Source organism: Deinococcus phoenicis (genome assembly GCF_000599865.1).
Lineage (GTDB): Bacteria > Deinococcota > Deinococci > Deinococcales > Deinococcaceae > Deinococcus > Deinococcus phoenicis.
In genome coordinates this window covers 1-20,807 of the sequence record NZ_JHAC01000003.1, presented here as the reverse complement: position 1 = coordinate 20,807, position 20,807 = coordinate 1, and the positions used below count along the sequence as shown (strand labels likewise).

17 protein-coding genes are annotated in these 20,807 nt (G+C 68.8%); 5 read left to right on the top strand and 12 right to left on the bottom strand.

What is annotated here, in order from left to right; all coding sequences use genetic code 11:
- Positions 1 to 56: 56 nt before the first annotated feature.
- Genes DEIPH_RS19025 through DEIPH_RS00860 form a run of 3 tightly spaced genes read right to left on the bottom strand, consistent with a single transcriptional unit; the run spans position 57 to position 1,964 of the window.
- Positions 57 to 182, bottom strand: a complete 126-nt coding sequence (locus tag DEIPH_RS19025) for a GNAT family N-acetyltransferase (RefSeq protein WP_235183134.1) — start codon at positions 180 to 182, stop codon at positions 57 to 59.
- Positions 183 to 189: 7 nt separating this feature from the next.
- Entirely contained in the window at positions 190 to 1,101 is a 912-nt protein-coding gene (ttcA, locus tag DEIPH_RS00865; RefSeq protein WP_051517049.1) for a tRNA 2-thiocytidine(32) synthetase TtcA, read from the bottom strand.
- Positions 1,102 to 1,151: 50 nt separating this feature from the next.
- Complete coding sequence (locus DEIPH_RS00860) at positions 1,152 to 1,964, bottom strand: DUF817 domain-containing protein (protein WP_034352348.1); 813 nt, start codon at positions 1,962 to 1,964, stop codon at positions 1,152 to 1,154.
- A 162-nt stretch (positions 1,965 to 2,126) separates the two neighbouring features.
- Between DEIPH_RS00860 and DEIPH_RS00855 the strand changes: the two genes are divergently transcribed.
- Positions 2,127 to 4,559 carry a transglycosylase domain-containing protein gene (locus tag DEIPH_RS00855; RefSeq protein ID WP_034352345.1) on the top strand — a complete coding sequence of 811 codons (2,433 nt, stop codon included), beginning with the start codon at positions 2,127 to 2,129 and terminating at the stop codon, positions 4,557 to 4,559.
- 1 nt (position 4,560) lies between these two features.
- On the opposite strand, the gene DEIPH_RS00850 is transcribed toward DEIPH_RS00855, so the two are convergent.
- Genes DEIPH_RS00850 through DEIPH_RS00840 form a run of 3 tightly spaced genes read right to left on the bottom strand, consistent with a single transcriptional unit; the run spans position 4,561 to position 5,991 of the window.
- A complete protein-coding gene (locus DEIPH_RS00850; RefSeq protein WP_034352342.1) occupies positions 4,561 to 4,902 on the bottom strand; it encodes a YraN family protein in 342 nt (113 codons plus the stop codon).
- A 10-nt stretch (positions 4,903 to 4,912) separates the two neighbouring features.
- Positions 4,913 to 5,581 (bottom strand): HAD family hydrolase, encoded by a 669-nt coding sequence (locus DEIPH_RS00845; protein WP_034352339.1) that lies wholly within the window; start codon positions 5,579 to 5,581, stop codon positions 4,913 to 4,915.
- Positions 5,578 to 5,991, bottom strand: coding sequence for a putative dsRNA-binding protein (locus DEIPH_RS00840; protein ID WP_034352336.1), 414 nt, complete (start codon positions 5,989 to 5,991; stop codon positions 5,578 to 5,580). Before DEIPH_RS00840 ends, DEIPH_RS00845 begins: the two co-directional genes overlap by 4 nt.
- Positions 5,992 to 6,120: 129 nt before the next feature.
- On the opposite strand from DEIPH_RS00840, the gene DEIPH_RS00835 reads away from it, so the two are divergent.
- Positions 6,121 to 7,392, top strand: coding sequence for a uracil-xanthine permease family protein (locus DEIPH_RS00835; RefSeq protein WP_051517048.1), 1,272 nt, complete (start codon positions 6,121 to 6,123; stop codon positions 7,390 to 7,392).
- A gap of 65 nt (positions 7,393 to 7,457) precedes the next feature.
- Here the strand turns inward: DEIPH_RS00835 and DEIPH_RS00830 are convergent, their stop codons facing one another.
- The 3 genes from DEIPH_RS00830 to DEIPH_RS00820 form a co-directional block, all read right to left on the bottom strand.
- Positions 7,458 to 8,018, bottom strand: coding sequence for a Uma2 family endonuclease (locus tag DEIPH_RS00830; protein WP_034352333.1), 561 nt, complete (start codon positions 8,016 to 8,018; stop codon positions 7,458 to 7,460).
- Between the two features lie 23 nt (positions 8,019 to 8,041).
- Positions 8,042 to 11,623, bottom strand: coding sequence for an excinuclease ABC subunit UvrB (uvrB, locus tag DEIPH_RS20900; RefSeq protein WP_407636484.1), 3,582 nt, complete (start codon positions 11,621 to 11,623; stop codon positions 8,042 to 8,044).
- 113 nt (positions 11,624 to 11,736) lie between these two features.
- Positions 11,737 to 12,657, bottom strand: a complete 921-nt coding sequence (locus tag DEIPH_RS00820; RefSeq protein ID WP_034352330.1) for a LysR family transcriptional regulator — start codon at positions 12,655 to 12,657, stop codon at positions 11,737 to 11,739.
- A 236-nt stretch (positions 12,658 to 12,893) separates the two neighbouring features.
- On the opposite strand from DEIPH_RS00820, the gene aceE reads away from it, so the two are divergent.
- Complete coding sequence (aceE, locus tag DEIPH_RS00815; RefSeq protein WP_034352327.1) at positions 12,894 to 15,611, top strand: pyruvate dehydrogenase (acetyl-transferring), homodimeric type; 2,718 nt, start codon at positions 12,894 to 12,896, stop codon at positions 15,609 to 15,611.
- An 85-nt stretch (positions 15,612 to 15,696) separates the two neighbouring features.
- The gene (aceF, locus tag DEIPH_RS00810; RefSeq protein ID WP_034352322.1) at positions 15,697 to 17,529 is read left to right on the top strand and encodes a dihydrolipoyllysine-residue acetyltransferase; all 1,833 of its coding nucleotides are present in this window, start codon (positions 15,697 to 15,699) and stop codon (positions 17,527 to 17,529) included.
- Between the two features lie 179 nt (positions 17,530 to 17,708).
- Here aceF and DEIPH_RS00805 read toward each other — a convergent pair whose 3' ends face one another.
- The 3 genes from DEIPH_RS00805 to DEIPH_RS00795 all read right to left on the bottom strand — a co-directional run bounded on the left by DEIPH_RS00805 (position 17,709) and on the right by DEIPH_RS00795 (position 20,231).
- The gene (locus DEIPH_RS00805; protein ID WP_034352318.1) at positions 17,709 to 18,275 is read right to left on the bottom strand and encodes a hypothetical protein; all 567 of its coding nucleotides are present in this window, start codon (positions 18,273 to 18,275) and stop codon (positions 17,709 to 17,711) included.
- A complete protein-coding gene (locus DEIPH_RS00800) occupies positions 18,272 to 18,994 on the bottom strand; it encodes an ankyrin repeat domain-containing protein (RefSeq protein ID WP_034352315.1) in 723 nt (240 codons plus the stop codon). The genes DEIPH_RS00805 and DEIPH_RS00800 overlap by 4 nt, the downstream gene beginning before the upstream one ends.
- Positions 18,995 to 19,055: 61 nt before the next feature.
- Positions 19,056 to 20,231 (bottom strand): acetyl-CoA C-acetyltransferase, encoded by a 1,176-nt coding sequence (locus DEIPH_RS00795; RefSeq protein ID WP_034352312.1) that lies wholly within the window; start codon positions 20,229 to 20,231, stop codon positions 19,056 to 19,058.
- Between the two features lie 87 nt (positions 20,232 to 20,318).
- On the opposite strand from DEIPH_RS00795, the gene DEIPH_RS00790 reads away from it, so the two are divergent.
- A complete protein-coding gene (locus DEIPH_RS00790) occupies positions 20,319 to 20,753 on the top strand; it encodes an acyl-CoA thioesterase (protein WP_034352309.1) in 435 nt (144 codons plus the stop codon).
- Positions 20,754 to 20,807 lie beyond the last annotated feature (54 nt).

The following is a 20,807-nucleotide window of genomic DNA, read 5'->3' as shown; positions in this document are numbered from 1 at the left end:
GGCTGGTTTCAACGGTGTGGCTATACCCTCACCCGGCAACCCTTATGAGCGCCGTCCTAAGGGCCGCTGGCGAAAAAGCGCATGGTCAGGGGATCGGCATGCAGCCTGTGAAAGTCGGCGAGGTCTTCCGGCTCCCAGGTCGTGACGGTCAGGCGCGGGGTGGTCAGGATGACGCGGCGCATCCCCACCTCACCCCAGCATCTGCATTTCACTCAGCCCCGCCAGAAACTCCCGCTCCGGGTACTCCTCGCCGTCGAAGCCCCGGTCGCCCTCGGCAGGCGTCACACTGAGGCTGGCAAAGTCGAACAGGTCGCGGTCGAGCAGGTGGCTGGGCGTCACACGCGTCAGCGAGCGTAGCACGTTCTGGAGGCGGCCCGGGTGCGCCCGCTCCCAGCCTTCGAGCATCTCGCCCACGATCTTGCGCTGGAGGTTCTCCTGGCTGCCGCACAGGTTGCAGGGGATGATCGGGAAGCCCTTGGCCTCCGCATACCGCTGAATGCCGCTCTCCGCGAGATAGGCCAGGGGCCGGATCACCACGTTGGTGCCGTCGTCGGACTGCAACTTGGGCGGCATGGCCTTGAGGCGCGCGCCGAAGAACATGTTCATGAACAGCGTTTCGAGGATGTCGTCGCGGTGGTGGCCCAGCGCGATTTTCGTTGCGCCGATCTCGCGCGCGTGGCGGTACAGGATGCCCCGCCTCAGGCGGCTGCACAGCGCGCAGGTGGTCTTGCCCTCCGGCGTCTTCTCCTTGACGGTGGTATAGGTATCTTCCGTCAGGATGTCGAACTTCACGCCCAGCCGCGTCAGGTATTCCGGCAGGACGTGGGTGGGAAACCCCGGCTGGCCCTGGTCGAGGTTCACGGCGACCACCTCGAAGTCGATGGGCGCGCGCTTTTGCAGGTGCAGCAGGATATCCAGCAGCGTATAGCTGTCCTTGCCGCCGGAGAGGCAGACCATCACGCGGTCGCCCTCCCCAATCATGCGGTAGTCGGTGATGGCCTGGGCCGCGCCCTTGACGAGCGGCGCAAAGAGGGGCTGAAGCTCCGGCTTGTGGGCGTCCGGGCGGGGGGCCTGGGGGGTGGGGGCTGGCGTGTGGGTCATGGGGGCCTCGCTTCTATGGCTCTCCCGCCGGGGCGGGGCAGAGCGTCATGCTAGCGGCTTCCCGCCCGCTCCCGCGCCTCCCAGGCTCTCAATCCCGACACGATCAGAAAGGCCAGGACGACCATCAGGGTCCAGGCCAGCCATTTGGCGACGTGGACCGGGTGCCAGCCGCCCGCCTGGTGCGGGTATACCCAAGCGCCCAGCCCCGTCGCAGCGTTCTCGGCCAGGAACACGCCGCCGCCGATCAGGGCGAAGGAGAGGACCAGCGGCATCCCGTACCGCGCCGGCCCCACCGTGAACTCCACACGTGTGCGGCGGTACGCGAGCAGCAGCGCCGCCGTGATGCCGTATCTCAGGTCCGGCCCGACGTGGTGCGTGAAGAAGTTGAGGTAGGCCGCCGCCGCCAGCCCGGCCTGAACGCGCAGCGGCGGGGCCGCGCTCAGGGCCAGGTCGAATCTGCGCCACGCCTGCGCCATGTAGCTGCCGACGCTGGCGTACATGAAGCCCGCGTACAGCGGCACGCCCAGCACCTTGCTCAGCGCATCTTCCGGATAGGCCCAGCTGCCGTGCGCCACCTTGAAGGCTTCGAGCACAAAGCCCAGCGCGTGAAAGGCGAGGATCACGCCCGCCTCGCGCGGTGTCTCGAAACGGAGGGCGAGCAGCACCCCCTGTGCCAGCAGGCACCCCAGCAGCAGGAAGTCGTAGCGGCCCACCCCCCACGCCGCCAGCGGCAGCGCCCGCGACAGGGCCAGCAGCCCCACCACCGTGAAGGCGAAGGTGCAGCACGCCGCCTGTCCGCGCACGAAGCGCCCGAGTTGCGGCCAGAACCGCGCGGCCCGGCGGGGTGGGGCAGAGGTGAGCATGCCCCCCAGCCTTCCCCTTCCTGGCCCCCGGCGCGTCATGCTAAGGGGGGACGACCCGGGGCGGCCGGACCGGTAGCCTGGACGGCAAGATGCCTGCCTTCTTTCCCCCGACCGTGACCCGTGCCCCCAGCGGCCACATGAAAGGCCGCTAAAGTGAGAGCCATGCGGTTTTTCACTGGCCTGGGCGTGCTGCTGCTTCTCGGCGCGGCGGGCGCGGGCGGCCTGTGGTGGATGTGGGGGCGCGACCTGCCCAGCGTGCAGGACCTCGACGTGCTGGAACTCAGCGGCAAGACCCGCGTGTACGACCGCACGGGCGCGCTGGTCGGCACCCTGACGCCCAGTCTGGGCAGCGGCAACAGCGTGAACCGTGACCTGCTGAAGCTGAACGAGATCAGCCCCTGGCTGCAAAAGGCCATCGTGACCAGCGAGGACCGCCGCTTTTTCGAGCATCACGGCGTGGACTATCTCGGGATCGCGCGCGGCCTGATCAAGGGGCTGCTGAAAAACGACCTGGAGGGCGGCTCCTCCATCACGCAGCAGGTGGTCAAGAACACCTTGCTGGCCGACCTGCACAGCGCCCGCACGCCCGAGCGCAAGTTCAAGGAAGCCCTTCTGGCCTACCAGCTGGAGCGCAACTTCAACAAGGACCAGATTCTCAACGCCTACCTCAACGTCATCTACTGGGGCGACGGGGGCCGCAGCGACATCGTGGGGGCGGGGACGGCGGCGCAGGCGTATTTCCGGAAGAGTGCCGCCGACCTGAACCTCGCGGAAAGCGTGTACCTCACGACCATCGTGCCCGCGCCCAACAGCCGTTACAAGAACTTCAAGGCCTACCGCCCGCTGATGAAGGACCTGCTGGGCCGCATGGTGGAAGACGGCCGCATCACCCAGGCCGAGGCGGACGCGGCGTGGAAGACCCCGATCTACCCGGCGGGCTGGCGCATCGGCTGGAACGATGACGGCACCGTCCGCAGCGCCGTGCTGGAGAATCCGGCCCGCCTCCAGGAGAACATGCCGCCGCCCCCCATGCAGACGGCCTTTCATTACCTTCAGGCGGTCGAGCGCGAACTGATTCCCAAAATCGGGCGCAAGGCGCTGTTCGCGGGCGGCAAGGTCTACACCGGCCTGGACCTCCAGGCGCAGCAGGCCTCCGAGCGGGCCAGCCTGAATGCCCGGCTGCCCGACGGCGCGACGCTGGGGCTGGCACTGGTCAGCCCGAAAAACGGCGAGGTGCTGGCCCTGGTCGGCCAGAAGCTGACGGGCGGGCGGCCCCCGGACTGGAACAACGCCGTTCAGGCGCAGCGGCAGGTGGGCAGCTCCATCAAGCCGCTGCTGTACACCCTGGCGCTGGAAAAGGGCTGGAAGCAGAGCGACACGGTGCTGGACGCCCCCCTTCAGGGCGACTACCAGCCGCAGAACTACGACGGGCGCTGGACGGGCCGTTACGTCACCATGCGGTACGCGCTCGACCACAGCCTGAACCTCCCCACCGTCCGCATCGCGCAGGAGGTGGGGCTGGCCGACTTCGAGAAGAAGCTGCGCGAGCTGGGCCTCACGCCGCCCGAGGACGCGGGGCTGTCCCTGAGCATCGGCACGCTGGAGGCCAGCCCGCTTCAGATGGCCGCCGCCTACGCGCCCTTTGCCAACGGCGGCATCTATTACGCCCCCACGCTGGTCCGCCGGGTGGAGGACGACCGGGGGCAGACCCTGTATGCCCGGCCTGCGCCGCAGGGGAGGCGCGTGTGGGACGTGCGGACGGCCTGGCTGGGGCTGGACATGATTCGCGGTGTGGTGAACGACCTGACCGAGTACCAGGGCGGCCTCGCCACCCGCGCGCAGATTCCCGGGTGGGACGTGGGCGGCAAGACCGGCACCACCAACGACGTCAAGGACCTGTGGTTCGCCGGGGTCACGCCCGCCGTCGCTGGGGCCGTCTGGGTGGGCAAGCAGGCGGGCGGGGCGCTGCCGGGCTGGGCCTACAGCGGCGAGATTCCCACGCCCGTCTGGCAACAGGCGGTGGCGGGGGCATTGACGGGTCAGCCCCACCAGCCCTTTACCGAGCCGGGCGGCATCACCTCCCGCGTGGTGCGGCAGGTCGAGATGGCCTTCCGCGAGGAGGAAGCCGACCAGGAACAGGTGGCCCGCGACGGCAGCGGGGACGGCGGCGGCGGATTCTTCAGCCGCCGGGGCCGCGCGCCTGCCCCGCAGTCCGTCCCCGAGCCGCTCCCCCAGCCCGAGCCGGTGCAGCCCGACGCCGAGGCCCCCGCGCAGGAGATCCCGTCTCTGGAAGAACCGCTCGACTCCCTGCCTGCGGACCCTTCCTCCGTGGACCCGTTCCCGGGTGAGGGACCTGCGCAGGACCCCTCGGGTGTCTCGCCGAACGACAGCATGCCCCAGGAGGTCCCCCAGCAGGACAGCGGGGAGACGGCCACGCCCCCCGAGGCGCTGCCCGCCGATCCCGTCCCGGAGAACGGCCCCGCCGAAGCCCCGCCCTTCCCGGAACAGCCCCGGCAGGACGGTGGGGACCTGCCCCTGCCGCCCGAGGGCTTCTTTCAGAACGGCGCAGGCGACGCCGCTCCCCCTGCCTTCTGACTTACCCGTCCAGCGGAGTCAGTGTGAGGGTGCCCGTGGCGGCGGGGCCGTCGATGGTCAGCACCTCCAGGCGGCAGGGGAGATCGTCGCGGCCATGCTCGCGGCTCAGGTAGGTCAGGGCCGCGCGGTGCATCAGCGCCAGCTTGCGGGGCGTGACGCTCTCGGCGGCGCTGCCGTAGTGGTTGCTGCGGCGCTGGCGGACCTCGGTGAAGACCAGCACCTCGCCCTCACGAGTAATCAGGTCGATCTCGCCGCCCGGAATGCGGTAGTTGCGCGCCACGATCTCCCGCCCCAGCGAGGCGAGGTGGGCGGCGGCGCGGGCCTCGGCGTCGGCGCCCTTCACGTCCGCCCCTTCATGCCAGCCAGTTTTCCCAGCGGGTGAAGTCGGGCACCGCCCGCGCCGCGCCCGCCGCCAGCAGTACCTCCGCCGGGGCCGTGGTCGTGAGGGCCACCACCGTGCAGCCCGCCCCTGCTGCGCTGCGCACGCCGTTCACCGCGTCCTCGTGGGCGAGGCACTCGCGCGGGTCCAGGCCCAGCAGTGCCGCGCCCCGCTCAAACGGCTCGGGGTGCGGCTTGCCGCGCGTGACGTGCTCGCCCAGCACACGCGGCCCGAAGCGCCCGCCGAAGCCCAGCGCCTCCATGCCGAACGCGACGTTCACGGCGTCCGCGCTCGTGACCAGCGCGAAGGGAATGCCCCTGGCATCCAGGGCGTCCAGGTAGGCGCTCAGCCCCGCGACTTCCCGCAGCGCCCCGCGTGCCAGGTCGCGGTAGCGGCCCTCCTTCGCCTCGTGGAAGCGGAGGGTCAGCGCCTCGTCGGGGGCCGTGCCCGTCAGCCGCTCGATGATCTCGGGGTTGCGCCCGCCGTCCACCTTGGTGTCGAGATCATGTTCCGTGAGGTGCAGGCCCAGCAACTCGGCGGCGACCTCCTGCCAGGCCTGGCGGTGAAAGGCGTTGTTGGCCATCAGCACGCCGTCCATGTCGAACAGCACGCCGGCCGGACGGGTGGGGAGGGGCAGCGTCATGCCTCCTCATCCTGGCGCGGCTCCGGCCCGTGCCCCAGTTCGGCCAGCAGGTCGCGGTAAAGCCGGGCGGCGTCCCGGCGTACGTCGTCCAGCGTGGCGTCCTCCGGGGCGAGTTCCAGGGCCGTCTCCAGCGCCCCTTCCAGCACCGCCGCGTAGATCGGCCAGCGGCCAGCGGGCCGGCCGGCCTGGCCCTCCTCCCGCGCCTCCAGGGCCGCCAGCGCCGCTTCCGCCGCCACGCGCTCAGCGTCACGTTTGCTGCGGCCCTCGCCCTGGCCGAGGGTCAGGCCGCCTGCCGTGACGGTGACGTGAAAGACCCGGTCGTGGGCCGGGCCGTCCGCCGTCGCGTCGAAGGTGGGGGTGCCCAGGCCCAGCGTCAGCAGCCGCGCGATCAAGTCTCCCTTGGCATTCATGGCCCCAGCGTAGCGTGTGCCCCCTTCCCCGTCGTGCCCCAGACGGTATGCTCGGCTCCCGGAAAGCGCGCAGATCCAGGCCCCACCCCGGCGGCCCTGGCTTCCCCCTGCCGCGCCCCCGGAGGCCCCATGACCCAGACCGCCAATGCCGCCCCGCCCCCCAGCCCGGCCCGCCCGGAACGCCGCGTGGTGCTGGGCGTCCAGCACGCCATCGCCATGTTCGGCTCGACCGTGCTGGTGCCCATCCTGGTGGGCCTGTCGCCCAGCGTCGCGCTGTTCGGCGCGGGCCTCGCCACCCTGATCTTTCACCTGCTGACCGGGGGCCGCGTGCCGATCTTTTTGGGGTCGAGCTTCGCCTTCATCGCCCCGACCGCGCTGGTCGTGAAGGAGATGGGACCGGGCGCGGCGGCGGGCGGGCTGATCGCCGCCGGCCTGATGTACCTGCTGTTCAGCGGCCTGGTGAAACTGTTCGGCGTAGGGCGGCTGCTGCGCGTCTTTCCCCCGGTGGTGACCGGCCCCGTCATCATCGTGATCGGACTGGGGCTGTCGAACGTGGCGGTCGATCAGGCCAAGACGAACTGGTGGCTGGCGCTCGCCACGCTGGTCGCCGCCGTGATTGCCAGCGTCTTCGGACGCGGCCTCTTCCGCATGATTCCGATTCTGGTGGGTGTGGTGGTCGGCTACCTGGTCGCGCTCGCCACCGGGCAGATCGGGGCCGAGGCGCTGAACGCCATCCGCGCCGCGCCGCTGCTGGGCCTCCCCGACTTTCATGCCCCCGCGCTGGACTGGCGGGCGGTCGCCATCATCGCGCCGGTCGCCGTCGTGACCTTTATCGAGCATGTGGGGGACGTGATCGTGAACGGGCGGGTGGTCGGGCAGAACTTCCTGAAGAATCCCGGCCTCAGCCGCACCCTTTTTGCCGACGGCGTGGCGAATATGACCAGCGCCGCGCTGGGCGGCCCCGCCGCCACCACCTACGCCGAGAACACCGGCGTGCTGGCCCTGACGCGGGTGTACGACCCAGCCATCCTCCGCATCGGTGCCGTGTTTGCCATGCTGTTCGGCTGCTCGCCCAAGCTGGCCGCTGTCCTGAAAAGCCTGCCGCCGGGCGTGCTGGGCGGCGTCTCCATCCTGCTGTTCGGCATGATCGCCTCGGTGGGCATCCGCACCCTGGCCGAGGCGCGCATCGACTTCGCGCACTCGCGGAACCTGATTATCGTTTCTCTGATTCTGGTGCTGGGGCTGGGCGGAGCTGCCTTCCCGATTCATGCGGCGGGCACCACCCTGGAACTGCACGGGATGGCGCTGGCCGCCCTGGTCGGCATCGTGGCGAATCTGCTGCTGCCCGTGCAGAAGGCCGAGGTGGACGGGGAGGAAGAACCGGAGCGGGTGCTTCACTGAGGGCCGAAAAGAAGCGGGGCTGCTCCCTTTCACCGGAGCGGCCCCGCTTCTTGTTGCTCAGAACGTCACAGCACCCCGGCGTAAATCTGGTCCAGCGTGAGCGCGCGCCCCAGGCAGGGGAGGGGAATCTCACCCTGCCCCGCCAGTTCCTGAAGTTGCCACTGGCCCCCTTCGCGCTGGTAGGCGTACACACGCCGCTCGGCCTGCTCGACGATCAGGTACGTTTGCAGGCTGGGAAGACCCGTGTACATGGCGTACTTGCCCACCCGGTCGTTGCTGGCGGTGCTGCCGGACAGCACTTCGACGAGGAGGCAGGGGGCCGTTTTGGAGTACCTGTCCTGATCGTTCTGGTCGCAGACCAGCATCACGTCCGGGTAGAAGAAAGAGCTGCCGCCCTCGATAGCAAGCTTCATATCTGATTGGTATAGGCGGCACCCGGCACGCCTGGCATCTGCGTGCAGAGTGGCAACGATGTTGCTACTGATGAGGACATGTTCCTCACTGGCCCCCGCCTGAGCGTGCAGCGGATACACGAACCCGCCCACGTACTCGCGCTTGTAGGGGCTGGCCTCTTCCGTGCGCAGGTACTCTTCCACGCTCATCGCTTTGAAGGCGGGGTCGCTCATGCTGCATGGTACAGGGCAGAGCATCACCGCCGACCCTTCCTCCTGGCCTTCTGCCCCGCCACCGTCGCCTGCTTGAACTCCTTGCCCTGCAATTTGGCCTCGATGGCGCGAATCTGGTCACGCAGGCTGGCGGCCCGCTCGAAGTCCAGATCCTCCGACGCTTGCCACATGTCGAGTTCGAGGTCGGTGAGCTGCGCGGTCAGGGCGCCCGCGTCGTCGCCCAGTTCGGCGCTGCCTTCCGCCTCGGCCACCTCCTCGCCGCGAATCACGTTGCGGACGCCCTTGACCACCGTGGTCGGCGTGATGCCGTGTTCCTCGTTGTAGGCGAGCTGCTTCTCGCGGCGGCGGGCCGTTTCCTCGATGGCGGACTGCATGGCGGGAGTCACCGTGTCGCCGTAGAGAATCACCTCGCCGTTCACGTTGCGCGCCGCGCGGCCGATGGTCTGGATCAGCGCGCGCTCGCTTCTCAGGAAGCCCGGCTTGTCGGCATCCAGAATCGCCACCAGCGACACTTCCGGCAGGTCCAGCCCCTCGCGCAGCAGGTTGATGCCGATCAGCACGTCGTAATGCCCCAGCCGCAGGTCGCGGATAATGACCTGACGTTCCACGCTGTCGATGTCGGAGTGCATGTAGCGCGCCCGCACACCCTTTTCGAGCAGGTACTCCGTCAGGTCCTCACTCATGCGCTTGGTCAGGGTCGTGACCAGCACGCGCTCGCCCTTCGCCGCACGCTGGCGGATGCGGCCCAGCAGGTCGTCGATCTGCCCCTGGATGGGCTGGATGGAGACGGGCGGATCGACCAGCCCCGTCGGGCGGATGATCTGGTCGGCGGTGCTGTCGCTGACCTCGCGCTCGTAGGGGCCGGGCGTGGCCGAGACGAACACCATCTGCCCGGTCTTCTCCAGAAACTCCCCGAAGTTCAGCGGCCGGTTGTCCATCGCGCTGGGCAGGCGGAAACCGTAGTCCACCAGCGTCTGTTTGCGCGCCCGGTCGCCGTTCGCCATGCCGCCGATCTGCGGCACCGTCACGTGCGACTCGTCGATGAAGGTGATGAAGTCGTCGGGGAAGTAGTCCAGCATGGTGTACGGCGTGGCCCCCGGCGCGCGCCCGTCGATGTGCCGCGAATAGTTCTCGATGCCCGAGCAGTAGCCCAACACCTTGAGCATCTCCAGGTCGTAGAGGGTGCGCTCCTTGATGCGCTGCGCCTCCAGCAGCTTGCCCACCGACTTGAAGTAGTCGAGGCGCTGGTCGAGTTCCTCCTGAATCGTCACGATGGCCCGCTCGATGTTCCCGGCGCTGCTCACGTAGTGCTTGGCGGGGTAGACGATGGTGGCGTCCAGATCGCCCAGCTTGTCCCCGGTCAGCGGATGCACCACCTGAATGCGGTCCACGTCCTCGCCCCACAGTTCGATGCGGAGGGGCTGCTCGTCGTAACTCGGCCACACCTCCACGGTGTCGCCCTTCGCGCGGAAGCGGCCCGGCGCGAGTTCGATGTCGTTGCGCTCGTACTGCATGGTGACCAGGCGGCCCAGGATCTCGTCGCGGCCCACCTTCTCGCCCACCTTCAGGATCAGGTTCAGCGCGCGGTATTCGGCGGGGTCCCCCAGGCCGTAGATGCACGACACCGACGCCACCACGATGGTGTCGCGGCGCGTCAGCAGGCTGCGGGTGGTGGAGTGCCGCAGCCGCTCGATCTCCTGGTTGATCGCCGCGTCCTTCTCGATAAAGAGGTCCTTGCCGGGCACATACGCTTCGGGCTGGTAGTAATCGTAGTAGCTGATAAAGAACTCGACCGCCGCGTCGGGAAAGAACTCGCGGAACTCCGAGGCGAGCTGCGCGGTCAGGATCTTGTTGGGGGCCATGATGAGGGCGGGGCGGCCCGTTTCCTCGATGACCTTGGCCATGGAGTACGTGTTGTGGACGAAGAGGCCCCCGCGCCCGGTCAGGAATGTCTCGAAGCCGTCCACGCTGAAGTCGTAGACGTAGGGCGTCTGTGGCTGAACCTGCTCGCTGCGCGTGATGGGGGACCAGTGGACATCCGCCAGCCCGCTAAAGGCCGCGTCCTCAATGGTCAGGGCCGCGCAGATGCGCCGGAAAAGGGCCGCACCAGGTGCGCGAATCCCGCACTCGATAGCCGAGATCATGGTGCGGGTGCAGTCCGCCCGCTCCGCCACGTCCCGCTGGCTGAGGCCCGTGCGTTCCCGTTCGGCCAACAGCCTCGGCCCCACGCCGGGAATCAGGTCAACATTCGTGTTGCCCTGCCCAGCCTGTTCCACGGCGCTACGGAGCAACTTCTGCTTCCGCTCGCTCAGAAAGCCGATGTCGCTCTGGAAGTTCTGCAAGTTCTCCGCGCCGGAGATGGTCAGCTTGTGATACGTCCCATAAGTGCCGTCGGGCCGTTTCTTCTGCACCTCGCGCAGCCGTGCCCAGACGCCGAAGCGCAGCAGAGCCTCGGCCAGTTCTCCGGCCAGCCGTCCACTTGCCGTGACCGCTGTGACCGCGTTCTTTTCCACGCCGCCGTCGCCCTCGAAGTAGGCGCGCAGGAGACCCGCCAGGAATGCGTTCGGGAAGGCCGCAAAGTTCATCGGGAGGTGCTTGGTGTGGGCGTTTTTCCCCATCAGCCGCGAGAGCAACTCATGCCAGACGCGCCCGCCCAGCACGAAGTCCCCGTCCTTGCGGCGGAAGAAGTTGGCGTTCAGCGCCGTGAGCGCGGCTTCCAGTTGCCCCTGTACATCGGGATCACGGGTTGAAATCAGGGCGAACCGGGCCGCCGAATGCCCTTCAGCGAGGTACTGCCCCAGCAGCAGCGCCAGCGGTGCATTCAACGGCAGGGCGGCGGGAATATCGGCGGTTCGCGCGGAAACGCGGCTTTCTTCCAGCGTCATCAGCCTGCCCGCGACGGCTGCCCTGGCCCCCGCAATGTTCAAACGACCTGCTTTCTTGCTGTGGCGGATCGCGTGCAGCTTGCCTGATGGCTGGGGGTAATGTGCCGCTACCAGCTCGCGCCATTCGCTGTCCCGCTCGGCGGTATACGGCGCGGACACGTGAAAGGGCAGGCCGTCCAGCAGGTCTAGCGTGTTCAGATGCGTCAGCGTGTGCCCCGGTTCCGGCACGCAGCGCGGCACCGGGAGGGCGTCGCCCTCCTGCACGGCGTCGCCGTGAATCAGGTGGAGCTGCCCGCCGCGCAGCACCCACACGCTGTGGTCGGCAGTCACGGTCACGTCACGTCCGCAGGCAGTGGTGAGCTGATGCAGCGTTTCCGGCGTGCGGTGGCGGCTGAGGGCGGTCACGGCGCGCCATTCGACTTGGCCCGTTTCTGCGTCCCAGGCGAGGACGCGCATCGGCTCCAGCGGCGGCAGTTCCAGCGAGTCCTCGTCCTGCGCGGGTGTGCCGAACACGCCGTCAATCAGTTCACCGATGGGAAGTCGCTTCACCCGCCCCGCGACTTCCACGGTGACGGGTTCGTGCCAGGCGACGCTCTTGCCCGTCCCCGTCGCCCCCAGCAATGTCTGGAACCTGAGGCCCGACTCCAGCCCGTCCACCAGGCTGCGAATGGCGGTCGGCTGGTCCCCGGACGGTGTGAAGTCGGACTTGACCCGTAGCATCCCCATAGTTTACGCCCTGAACGTAAGGGGAAGGTAAGCGGGATGGCTCACCGGGGGCAATGGCTACGGCTTCAGGAGGTCCGCGCTGCCTGAGAAACGCAGGTGTCCCGCCGTCACGGGCTGACGCCCGCCTGTGCCCCCAGCGCCTCCTGCGCCACCCCCAGAAAGGCGCGGACGATCGGGCCACTGCCGACCGGGCCGCTCCCGCCCTCCTCGCGCCGCCAGACGGCCACGATGTCGATCAGGGGTGCGTCCTCCAGCGGGCGGTACACGACGCCGGGCAGCGAGAGGCGCTCGAAGAACGCGATGGGCAGAAAGACGCCCACACCCGCCGCGACGAGGGACAGCAGGGTGGGAATCTCGATGGCCTCCTGCACCACGTTCGGCGTGAAGCCTGCCGCGGCGCACCAACGCATCACCTGATCGAAATAGGTGGCGCGCAGGTGCCGGGGAAAGAACACGAAGCGTTCGTCACTCAGGTCCCCGATCTGCAAACGGCGTTTGCGGGCCAGCGGGTGTCCGGCGGGCAGGGCCGCCACCAGCGGTTGTCGCCAGAGGGGACGGGCGTCCAGCCCGGGATCGCGCACGGGCAGCAGCATCAGGCCCACGTCGATCTGCCCGCCGCGCAGCCCGGCTTCCTGTTCCTGGGCGGTCAGTTCGCGCAGGTCCACGCTGACGTTCGGGTACAGTTCCCGGAAGGCCCGCACGATTTCCGGCAGGCCCCCGAAGGCCAGGCCGCTCACGAAGCCCACCGTCAGCCGCCCGACCTCGCCCCGGGCGGCCCGGCGGGTCCGCTCCACCGTCTGCGCCGCCTGCGCCAGCGTCTCCCGCGCCCCCACCAGAAACTCGCGCCCCGCCGGAGTCAGCTGCACCCGCCGGGTGGTCCGCAGCACCAGCGGCACGCCCACCTCGTCTTCCAGGTTCTTGATGGAGTTGCTGAGGGCCTGCTGCACCACGAACACGCGCTCGGCCGCCCGCCCGAAGTGTTCCTCCTCGGCCAGCGCGATGAAATGTCGGAGGTGACGGAGTTCCATACGTGGGGTCCTTTCTGAGGGAGTGCGCGGTGCGCGGTACGCAGGACGCGGTGAGGGCGCCGAAGCTTTCCGGGCTTGAGCATTGGTGAGGAGGAGCGGCGTAGCCTCTTTTCCCCGCGCACCGCGCACTCCCTCCCGCATCCTTTCCTTCAGCCTGCCATACTCACCAGCGCGCGTGGTGAATCGCCTCATTTCGGCTGTTGGAAGGGGTCAATATGTGGGCATAGACTACGGCCATGACAAAACTGCCACCGCGCGCGGGCCTGCCCCCGCAGGAGCGTGACCAGCTCAACTCGGTAGAAACGCAGGAATGGCTGGATTCGCTCGCCTACGTGCTGGCGAACGCGGGCGACGACCGCGCCGCGCAACTGCTCGAAGACCTCGACCACTACGCCTACTTCCACGGCGCGCCGATCCTGTTCAAGCAGAACACGCCGTACATCAACACCATCGACGTGGACGCCCAGCCGGAGTATCCCGGCAATCTGGAGCTGGAACGCAAGATTCGTAACGCCGTCCGCTGGAACGCCGTGGCGATGGTGCTACGGGCCAACAAGCGGGCCGAGGGCATCGGCGGGCACCTCGCCACCTACGCCTCCTCGACCGAACTGTACGAGGTGGGCTTCAACCACTTCTTCCGGGGGCACGGGGCGGGGATGGACCGCGACCTGATCTTCTTCCAGGGCCACGCCAGCCCCGGCATCTACGCCCGCTCCTTCCTGGAGGGCCGCTTCAGCGAGGCGCAGATGAACAACTTCCGCCGGGAACTCAGCCCCGACGGCCCCGGCCTCTCCTCCTACCCGCACCCCTGGCTGATGCCCCGCTACTGGGAGTTCCCGACCGTCAGCATGGGCCTCGGCCCCATCCAGGCGATCTATCAGGCGCGCTACATCAAGTACCTCGAAAACCGGGGGCTGAAGCCTAAGGGCGACGCCAAGGTCTGGGCCTTCCTGGGCGACGGTGAGATCGACGAGCCGCAGAGCATCGGGGCGCTGCGTTTCGCCGCCTACGAGAACCTCGACAACATCGTCTTCGTGCTGAACGCGAACCTCCAGCGTCTCGACGGCCCGGTGCGCGCCAACTCCAAGGTGATTCAGGAGTTCGAGGCACTGTTCCGGGGCGCGGGCTGGAACGTCATCAAGGTCGTGTGGGACTCCAAGTGGGACGAGCTGCTCAGCAAGGACTACAACGGGGCCATCGTCAAGCGCTTCGAGGCGCTGGTGGACGGCGAGTCGCAGCGTTACGCGGCCTTCGGCGGCAAGGAGCTGCGTGAGAAGTTCTTCAACACGCCCGAACTCCAGGCGCTGATCGAGGGCTGGACCGACGCCGACCTCGAACTGCTCAACCGCGGCGGCCACGATGTCAAGAAGGTCTACGCCGCCTACGCTGCCGCCGTGAAGCACCAGGGCAGCCCCACCGTCATCATCGCCCGCACCGTGAAGGGCTACGGCCTGGGCGAGACGGCGCAGGCCCGCAACGTGGCCCACCAGGTCAAGAAGCTCGACTTCCACGCGATGAAGGACCTGCGCGACCTGCTGGAGCTGCCCCTGACCGACGAGCAGGTCGAGCACCTGGAGTACTACAACCCCGGTCCCGACAGCCCGGAGATCAAGTACATGTTGGAGCAGCGCCAGAAGCTGGGCGGCTTCGTGCCCGAGCGCATCGTGGACTACCCGCACCCCACCGTCCCGACCGGCGAGTTCTATGAGGAATTCGCGGCGGGCAGCAAGGGCCGCGCCGTCAGCACCACCATGGCCGCCGTGCAGATCATGAGCAAGCTGCTGCGCGACAAGGAGATCGGTAAGCTGATCGTGCCCATCGTGCCCGACGAGGCCCGCACCTTCGGCATGGACGCGCTGGTGCCGCGCATCGGCATCTACTCCCCACGCGGGCAGACCTACACCCCGGTCGATTCCGGCAGCCTGATGGTCTACAAGGAGGCCGTCAACGGCCAGATGCTCGAAGAGGGGCTGACGGAAGACGGCGCGATGTCCTCGTGGATCGCGGCCGCCACAGCCTACGCGAACCACGGCGTGCCCACCATTCCCTTCTACGTCTTCTACTCCATGTTCGGGATGCAGCGCATCGGGGACCTGGTGTGGGCCGCCGCCGACCAGCGCGCGCGCGGCTTCCTGTTCGGCGCGACGGCGGGCCGCACCACGCTGGCGGGCGAGGGGTTGCAGCACCAGGACGGCAACAGCCTCCTTCAGGCGTATGTGGTGCCCAACCTGAAGGTGTACGACCCGGCCTTCGCCTACGAACTCGCGGTGATCGTCGAAAGTGGCATCCAGCGCATGTACGTGGACGGCATCGACGAGTTCTACTACGTCACCATCGACAACGAGAACGAGGTGCAGCCGCCCATGCCCGAAGACGGGCGCAGCCATCAGGAAATCCACGACGGCATCCTCAAGGGCATGTACCGCTTCCAGGCCAGCGGAAACACGAAGGCCAAGCTCAAGGCACAGATTCTCGCCAGCGGCCCCGCGATGGGCGCGGCGCTCGAAGCCGTGCAGAAGCTCGAAGCCTACGGCGTGGCCGCCGACGTGTGGAGCGTGACCAGCTACAAGGAACTCCACCAGGACGCCCTGCTGACCCAGCGCCACAACATGCTGCACCCCACGGAAGAACCCCGCGTGAGCTACGTGGCGGGGCAGCTCAGCAAAGACAACGCCCCCGGCGTGCTGATCTCGGTCAGCGACTACGTGAAGCTGGGCGCGGACGGCCTGAACGGCCACCTCGACCGCAAGCTCTGGACGCTGGGCACCGACGGCTTCGGCCGCTCGGAAGACCGCCCCGAACTGCGCGACTTCTTCGAGGTGGACACCCGGCACGTGGTCCTCGCCACGCTCTACGCCCTCCAGCGTGACGGCAAGGTCAAGGGGGATGTGGTTGCCAAAGCCATTGCGGACCTCGGCATCTACCCGGAGCGCGAAGCGCCGGTCCTCCGCTGAGCGTGAGGGGTGAGGGGGTAGGCTGAGCTTGCCTCCGCCCCTCGCCCCCTGGCCCTTCTCCCTTCTTTCCAACAAGGAGCCAAGCATGGCTACGGAACTGAAACTGCCCGACGTGGGCGACAACATCGAGCAGGGCACCGTCGTGACGGTCCTCGTCAATCCCGGCGACCAGATCACGGAAGGGCAACCCATCATCGAGATCGAGACGGATAAGGCGGTCGTGGAGGTGCCCGCCAGTCAGGGCGGCACGGTCGAGGCCCTGAACGTGAAGGTGGGCGACAGCGTGGCGGTCGGCGGCACGATCCTGACGCTGGCGGGGGGCGCGGGTGCCCCGGCTGCCGGGCAGAACGCCGGTCCGGCGCCCGCCCCCGGCACCACCGTTCCCGAGGTCATCCCCGAGAGCACCACGGTGGCTCCCGACCCCGCCACCGCGAACCGGGTCGCGCAGGAGCAGCAGGCCGCGCAGAAAGCTCAGGCGGAACAGGGCGCGGGCAGCCAGCCGGCAACGGCCAGCGGCGGTGCCCAGGTCACCCTCCCCGATGTGGGCGACAACATCGAGCAGGGCACGGTCGTGACGGTGCTGGTCAACCCCGGCGACCAGATCACCGAGGGCCAGCCCGTCATCGAGATCGAGACGGACAAGGCGGTCGTCGAGGTGCCCGCCAACGCTGCCGGAACGGTGCAGGACGTGCGGGTGAAGGTCGGGGACAGCCTGAAGGTGGGCGGCGTGATCCTCACCCTCGGCGGACAGGGCGGCCAGCAGCCAGCGGCCAGCGGCCAGACGGGGACGGTGCAGGCCCCCGCGGCCGAGCCGGACAGCGCGCCTGTGGCCGCCGATCCGAACACGGCCAGCCGGGTCGCCCAGGGCCAGCACGAGGCGCAGAAGGCGCAGGCGTCCGGCACGACCACGGCCCCGACCGCGCCCACCCAGGCTCCCGGTGCCCAGCGCCCCTACGACACCCAGACCTATGACGGCCGCCCGGTGATTCCCGCCGCGCCCAGCGTGCGCCGCCTGGCCCGCGAGATCGGCGTGGACATCCATGACGTTCACGGCACCGGGATCGCCGGACGCATCAGCGAGGAGGACGTGCGCCGGACGGCGGGGACGCCCAGCGTGCAGGCTCCGAGTGTGCAGGCGCCGGCCGCCCAGGCTGCGCCCACCGCCGCTGCGGCACCCGCCGTGGCCGCCGCGCCCCTCCCCAACTTCGAGAAGTGGGGCACGGTGCGCCGCGAGGACATGAGCGGCATTCGCAAGGCGACGGTGCGCTCGATGACCGCTTCGTGGACCACCATCCCGATGGTCACGCACTTCGACAAGGCCGACGTGACCCGCATGGAAGAAGTCCGCAAAGCTTTCGGGGCGCGGGTGGAGAAGGCGGGCGGCAAGCTCACCATGACCCACATTCTGATGAAGGTCGTGGCGAACGCCCTGCGCAAGTTCCCCAAGTTCGGTGCGAGCCTCGACCTGGCGGCGCAGCAGGTGGTGTACAAGGACTACGTGAATCTCGGCGTGGCTGTGGATACCCCCCAGGGCCTGCTGGTGCCCGTCCTCAAGGACGCCGACCGCAAGAGCATCACCGAGATCGTGCTGGAGCTGAACGACCTGGCGGGCAAGGCGCGCGAGCGCAAGCTGAAGCCCGACGAGATGCAGGGCGCGACCTTCACCATCTCCAACCTCGGCGGGATCGGCGGCCACGCCTTCACGCCTATCGTGAACGCGCCCGAGGTGGCCATCCTGGGCGTGTCGCGCGGCGGAATGGAACCGGTCTGGAACAGGGAAACCGGGAGCTTCGAGCCGCGCAACATGCTGCCGCTCTCGCTGACCTACGACCACCGCCTGATCGACGGGGCTGACGCCGCCCGCTTTGTGCGCCACATCGCCGAGACGCTGGAAGATCCGTTCCTGATCTCGCTGTAATCACGTCCCCGGAGTCCGCCTGAGCAGGGCTCGCTGAGCAGGTCCGCCGGCCGGAGACTGAAAACCCGAAGGAAGCAGGCAAAAGCCCCCGCCCGTGTGGTGGGGGTGTTCTGCTGGCCCGGCATACCACAGAAGAAGCCGCCCTCCGGATGGAAAGCGGCGGGCGGGACAGCGGGCAATTACAGGCTGTTGTCGTTGTCCTCGGTGCCGGCCACCTCGGCCTTGATCTCGGGCGGCGTGCCGGGGAGGAGATCGCCGGGCTGCTCGCTGACGTGAGGCGGCCCCTGCTTGCTGGGCGGCGTGTAGCTGCGGTTGGGGTCGGTGACCGCCAGTTCGGTTTCCTGGGCGGTCGCCATGCTGGAGGTCACGCCCATGCCGGCCGCCATGGGGGCCACCAGGTCCATCGGCGCGTTGCTGTTGATGCCCAGCCCCTCGACCGTCTGCGCGCCCGCGAACTCGGCTTGCTGGGGCGTGTGTTCCATGGCCACCGGATCGCGGGTGGCGAGGTGATCGAACTGCCCGGTGACTTCCTTGGGGTCCTGGACCTGTACCGGCTGATACTTGCCCTCGTCGGCGCTGCCCGTGCGGTCGTCGGCGGGGGTGGTCGTGTAGTGCTCCTCGTGGACATCCTTGGGGTCGGGCATCTGGTAACCCGTCTTGTAGTCGGGCGTGCGCGTCAGCTCGTTGATCTGCTCCCCATCCGCAGGCGCGTTGTCGGGCCGTCCGTCTCGTCGGTTGTCGGTCATGCTTCAGTCTCCCGCGTGGGCGCAGGCAGCACATTCCGGGTTTCTTCAGGGTCGTGCGGCGCGCCGCTCAGAATCGCCAGCAGGTGGGCGTGACCTTCCTCCTGGGCAAGTGCCGCCGCGTCCCGCCCGTCTTCGGTGGTGACTGCCGGGTCCGCGCCTGCCGCGAGCAGAGCGCCCACCAGGGCCACATTCCCGTTCTGCGCCGCGCTCATTAGGGGTGTGAAGCCGCCGTGCTGCGCCGCGTTCACGTCCGCGCCCGCCGCCAGCAGCCGCAGGGCCAGGTCGGTGTGGTTGCCAGCGACGGCGGAATGCAGTGGCTGGACCCGCATCGCATTCTCGCTCGCTCTGTTCACCTCCGCGCCGTGCGTCAGCAGTTCGGCGGCGGCCTCCTCCCGGCCAAAAAAGGCGGCCAGCCCGAGTGGCGTGAACCCGTCGGGGCTGGTGGCGTTCACGAGGTCGGGCTGGGCCTCCAGACGTTCACGCAGGGCGGCGAGTTCGCCGGTCGCGGCGGCCTCGAACACGCTCAGGGGTGCGCCCGCCTCCAGGAGCAGGCGCATGATCTCGGGCCGCTGATAGTACGTGGCGAACAGGACCGGGGAGAGGCCAGACGGGCTGACTGCCGTCAGCAGCCCTGGTTCGGCGTTCACGAGGAGCCGCACGCCCTCCAGATTGTTCGCGTGAATCGCCTGAAAGAGAGCCTGGGCAGCGTCTTCGGTCATGGGAACAGGGTACGTGGGAAAGGGGAGAGGACGGCGTCTCCCGCCTGCCGGTTGTGCCGCCTTAGCCGCGCGCCCGCACCACCATCGCGATGCCCATGCCGCCGCCGATGCACAGGCTGGCGACCCCGGTTTCCTTGCCCTCGCGCCGCAGGCTGTGGAGCAGCGTGACCAGCACCCGCGCGCCGCTCGCGCCGATGGGGTGCCCGAGCGCGATTGCGCCGCCGGTCAGGTTGACCTTCGCGGGGTCGGCCCCCAGGTCCCGCAGCACGGCGAGGCTCTGGGCGGCAAAGGCCTCGTTCAGCTCCAGCAGGTCCACGTCGGCCAGCGTCATGCCCGCCTTTTCCAGGGCGATGGGCACCGCCTTCGCCGGGCCGATGCCCATGATCTTCGGGTCCACGCCGATGGCCGCGTAGCTGGCAATCTCGGCCAGGACGGGCAGGCCGTTTGCGCGGGCGTACTCCTCGGTGGTCACGACCAGCATCGCCGCGCCGTCGTTCAGGCCGCTGGCGTTTCCGGCGGTCACGGTGCCGCCGTCCTTCTTGAAAGCGGGTTTGAGTTTGGCGAGGGCGTCCAGGCTGGTGGCGCGGGGATACTCGTCCTGCTCGAAAAGGGCCGGTCCCTTCCTGCCCGGCACCTCCACCGGCACGATCTCGTCCCGGAAGTGCCCGCCCTCGATGGCCCGCGCCGCCCGCTCCTGACTTTCGAGCGCGAAGGCGTCCTGTTCCTCGCGCGTGAGGTTCCACTGCGCGGCGATGTTCTCGGCGGTCATGCCCATGTGATAGTCGTTGAAGACGTCGGTCAGGCCGTCCACCAGAATCGAGTCGAGGGCCTGCGCGTGGCCCAGGCGGTAACCCTTGCGCGCGCCGGGCAGCAGATACGGCGCGCGGCTCATGCTCTCGGTGCCGCCCGCGAGGTAGAGCTTCCCGTCCCCCGCGCGCAGTCCCTGCACCGCACTGATGACCGCCTGGAGGCCGCTGCCGCACACCCGGTTCACCGTCAGGCCCGGGACGTGTTCGGCCAGCCCGGCCTTGATGGCGACCTGCCGCGCCACGTTCATGCCCTGCCCCGCCTGAAGCACGTTCCCCACGATCACGTCGGCCACGTCGTCGCCGTTCACGCCGTCCAGCACGGCTTTGGCAGCCGCCACGCCCAGGTCGGCGGCGCTCACCTCCGCCAGCGAACCGAGAAAGCTACCGATGGGCGTGCGCCGCGCCGCCGTGATGACCAGAGTTTCCATGCGCGCAGTCTAGCGGGGAGGGGCAGGGGCGCCGTGACACCCTGCGTCACCGTTTCCGGAACGCGGCCTGTCCTTTACGCTGCCCCCATGACTCGCCCCACGCCCGACCCCCGCCGCGCCTACCCGTACCATCACCCCACCCCGACCCGCTGGGCCGACAACGACGTGTACGGACACGTCAACAACGTCACCTACTACGCCTACTTCGACACCGCCGTGAATGCCTACCTCGCCGCGCGGGGGGCGCTGGACGTGCAGGCGGGTGCGGTCATCGGCCTGGTGGTGGAGACCGGCTGCGCCTTCTTCGCGCCTGCGGCGTTCCCGGAGAGGCTCGGCGTCGGGGTGCGGGTGGCGCACCTGGGGCGCAGCAGCGTGCGCTACGAGCTGGCGGTCTTCCGGGAAGGAGAGGAGGCGGCCTGCGCGCAGGGCCACTTCGTCCACGTGTACGTGGACCGGGAGACACGCCGCCCGGTAGAGCTGCCGGGGGTGCTGCGGGCCGCGCTGGAAGGGCTGCGGGTCTAGGACGGCGCTCATAAGGGTTGCCGGGTGAGGGTATAGCCACACCGTTGAAACCAG

Coding starts and splice junctions, on each gene's coding strand:
- DEIPH_RS00835 (WP_051517048.1), top strand. CDS start 6,121: ATGACCCAGACCGCCAATGCCGCCCCGCCCCCCAGCCCGGCCCGCCCG.
- DEIPH_RS00800 (WP_034352315.1), bottom strand. CDS start 18,994: ATGACCGAAGACGCTGCCCAGGCTCTCTTTCAGGCGATTCACGCGAAC.
- DEIPH_RS19025 (WP_235183134.1), bottom strand. CDS start 182: ATGCGCCGCGTCATCCTGACCACCCCGCGCCTGACCGTCACGACCTGG.
- aceE (WP_034352327.1), top strand. CDS start 12,894: ATGACAAAACTGCCACCGCGCGCGGGCCTGCCCCCGCAGGAGCGTGAC.
- DEIPH_RS00820 (WP_034352330.1), bottom strand. CDS start 12,657: ATGGAACTCCGTCACCTCCGACATTTCATCGCGCTGGCCGAGGAGGAA.
- DEIPH_RS00795 (WP_034352312.1), bottom strand. CDS start 20,231: ATGGAAACTCTGGTCATCACGGCGGCGCGGCGCACGCCCATCGGTAGC.
- DEIPH_RS00805 (WP_034352318.1), bottom strand. CDS start 18,275: ATGACCGACAACCGACGAGACGGACGGCCCGACAACGCGCCTGCGGAT.
- DEIPH_RS00845 (WP_034352339.1), bottom strand. CDS start 5,581: ATGACGCTGCCCCTCCCCACCCGTCCGGCCGGCGTGCTGTTCGACATG.
- uvrB (WP_407636484.1), bottom strand. CDS start 11,623: ATGCTACGGGTCAAGTCCGACTTCACACCGTCCGGGGACCAGCCGACC.
- aceF (WP_034352322.1), top strand. CDS start 15,697: ATGGCTACGGAACTGAAACTGCCCGACGTGGGCGACAACATCGAGCAG.
- DEIPH_RS00790 (WP_034352309.1), top strand. CDS start 20,319: ATGACTCGCCCCACGCCCGACCCCCGCCGCGCCTACCCGTACCATCAC.
- DEIPH_RS00860 (WP_034352348.1), bottom strand. CDS start 1,964: ATGCTCACCTCTGCCCCACCCCGCCGGGCCGCGCGGTTCTGGCCGCAA.
- DEIPH_RS00830 (WP_034352333.1), bottom strand. CDS start 8,018: ATGAGCGACCCCGCCTTCAAAGCGATGAGCGTGGAAGAGTACCTGCGC.
- DEIPH_RS00840 (WP_034352336.1), bottom strand. CDS start 5,991: ATGAATGCCAAGGGAGACTTGATCGCGCGGCTGCTGACGCTGGGCCTG.
- ttcA (WP_051517049.1), bottom strand. CDS start 1,101: ATGACCCACACGCCAGCCCCCACCCCCCAGGCCCCCCGCCCGGACGCC.
- DEIPH_RS00855 (WP_034352345.1), top strand. CDS start 2,127: ATGCGGTTTTTCACTGGCCTGGGCGTGCTGCTGCTTCTCGGCGCGGCG.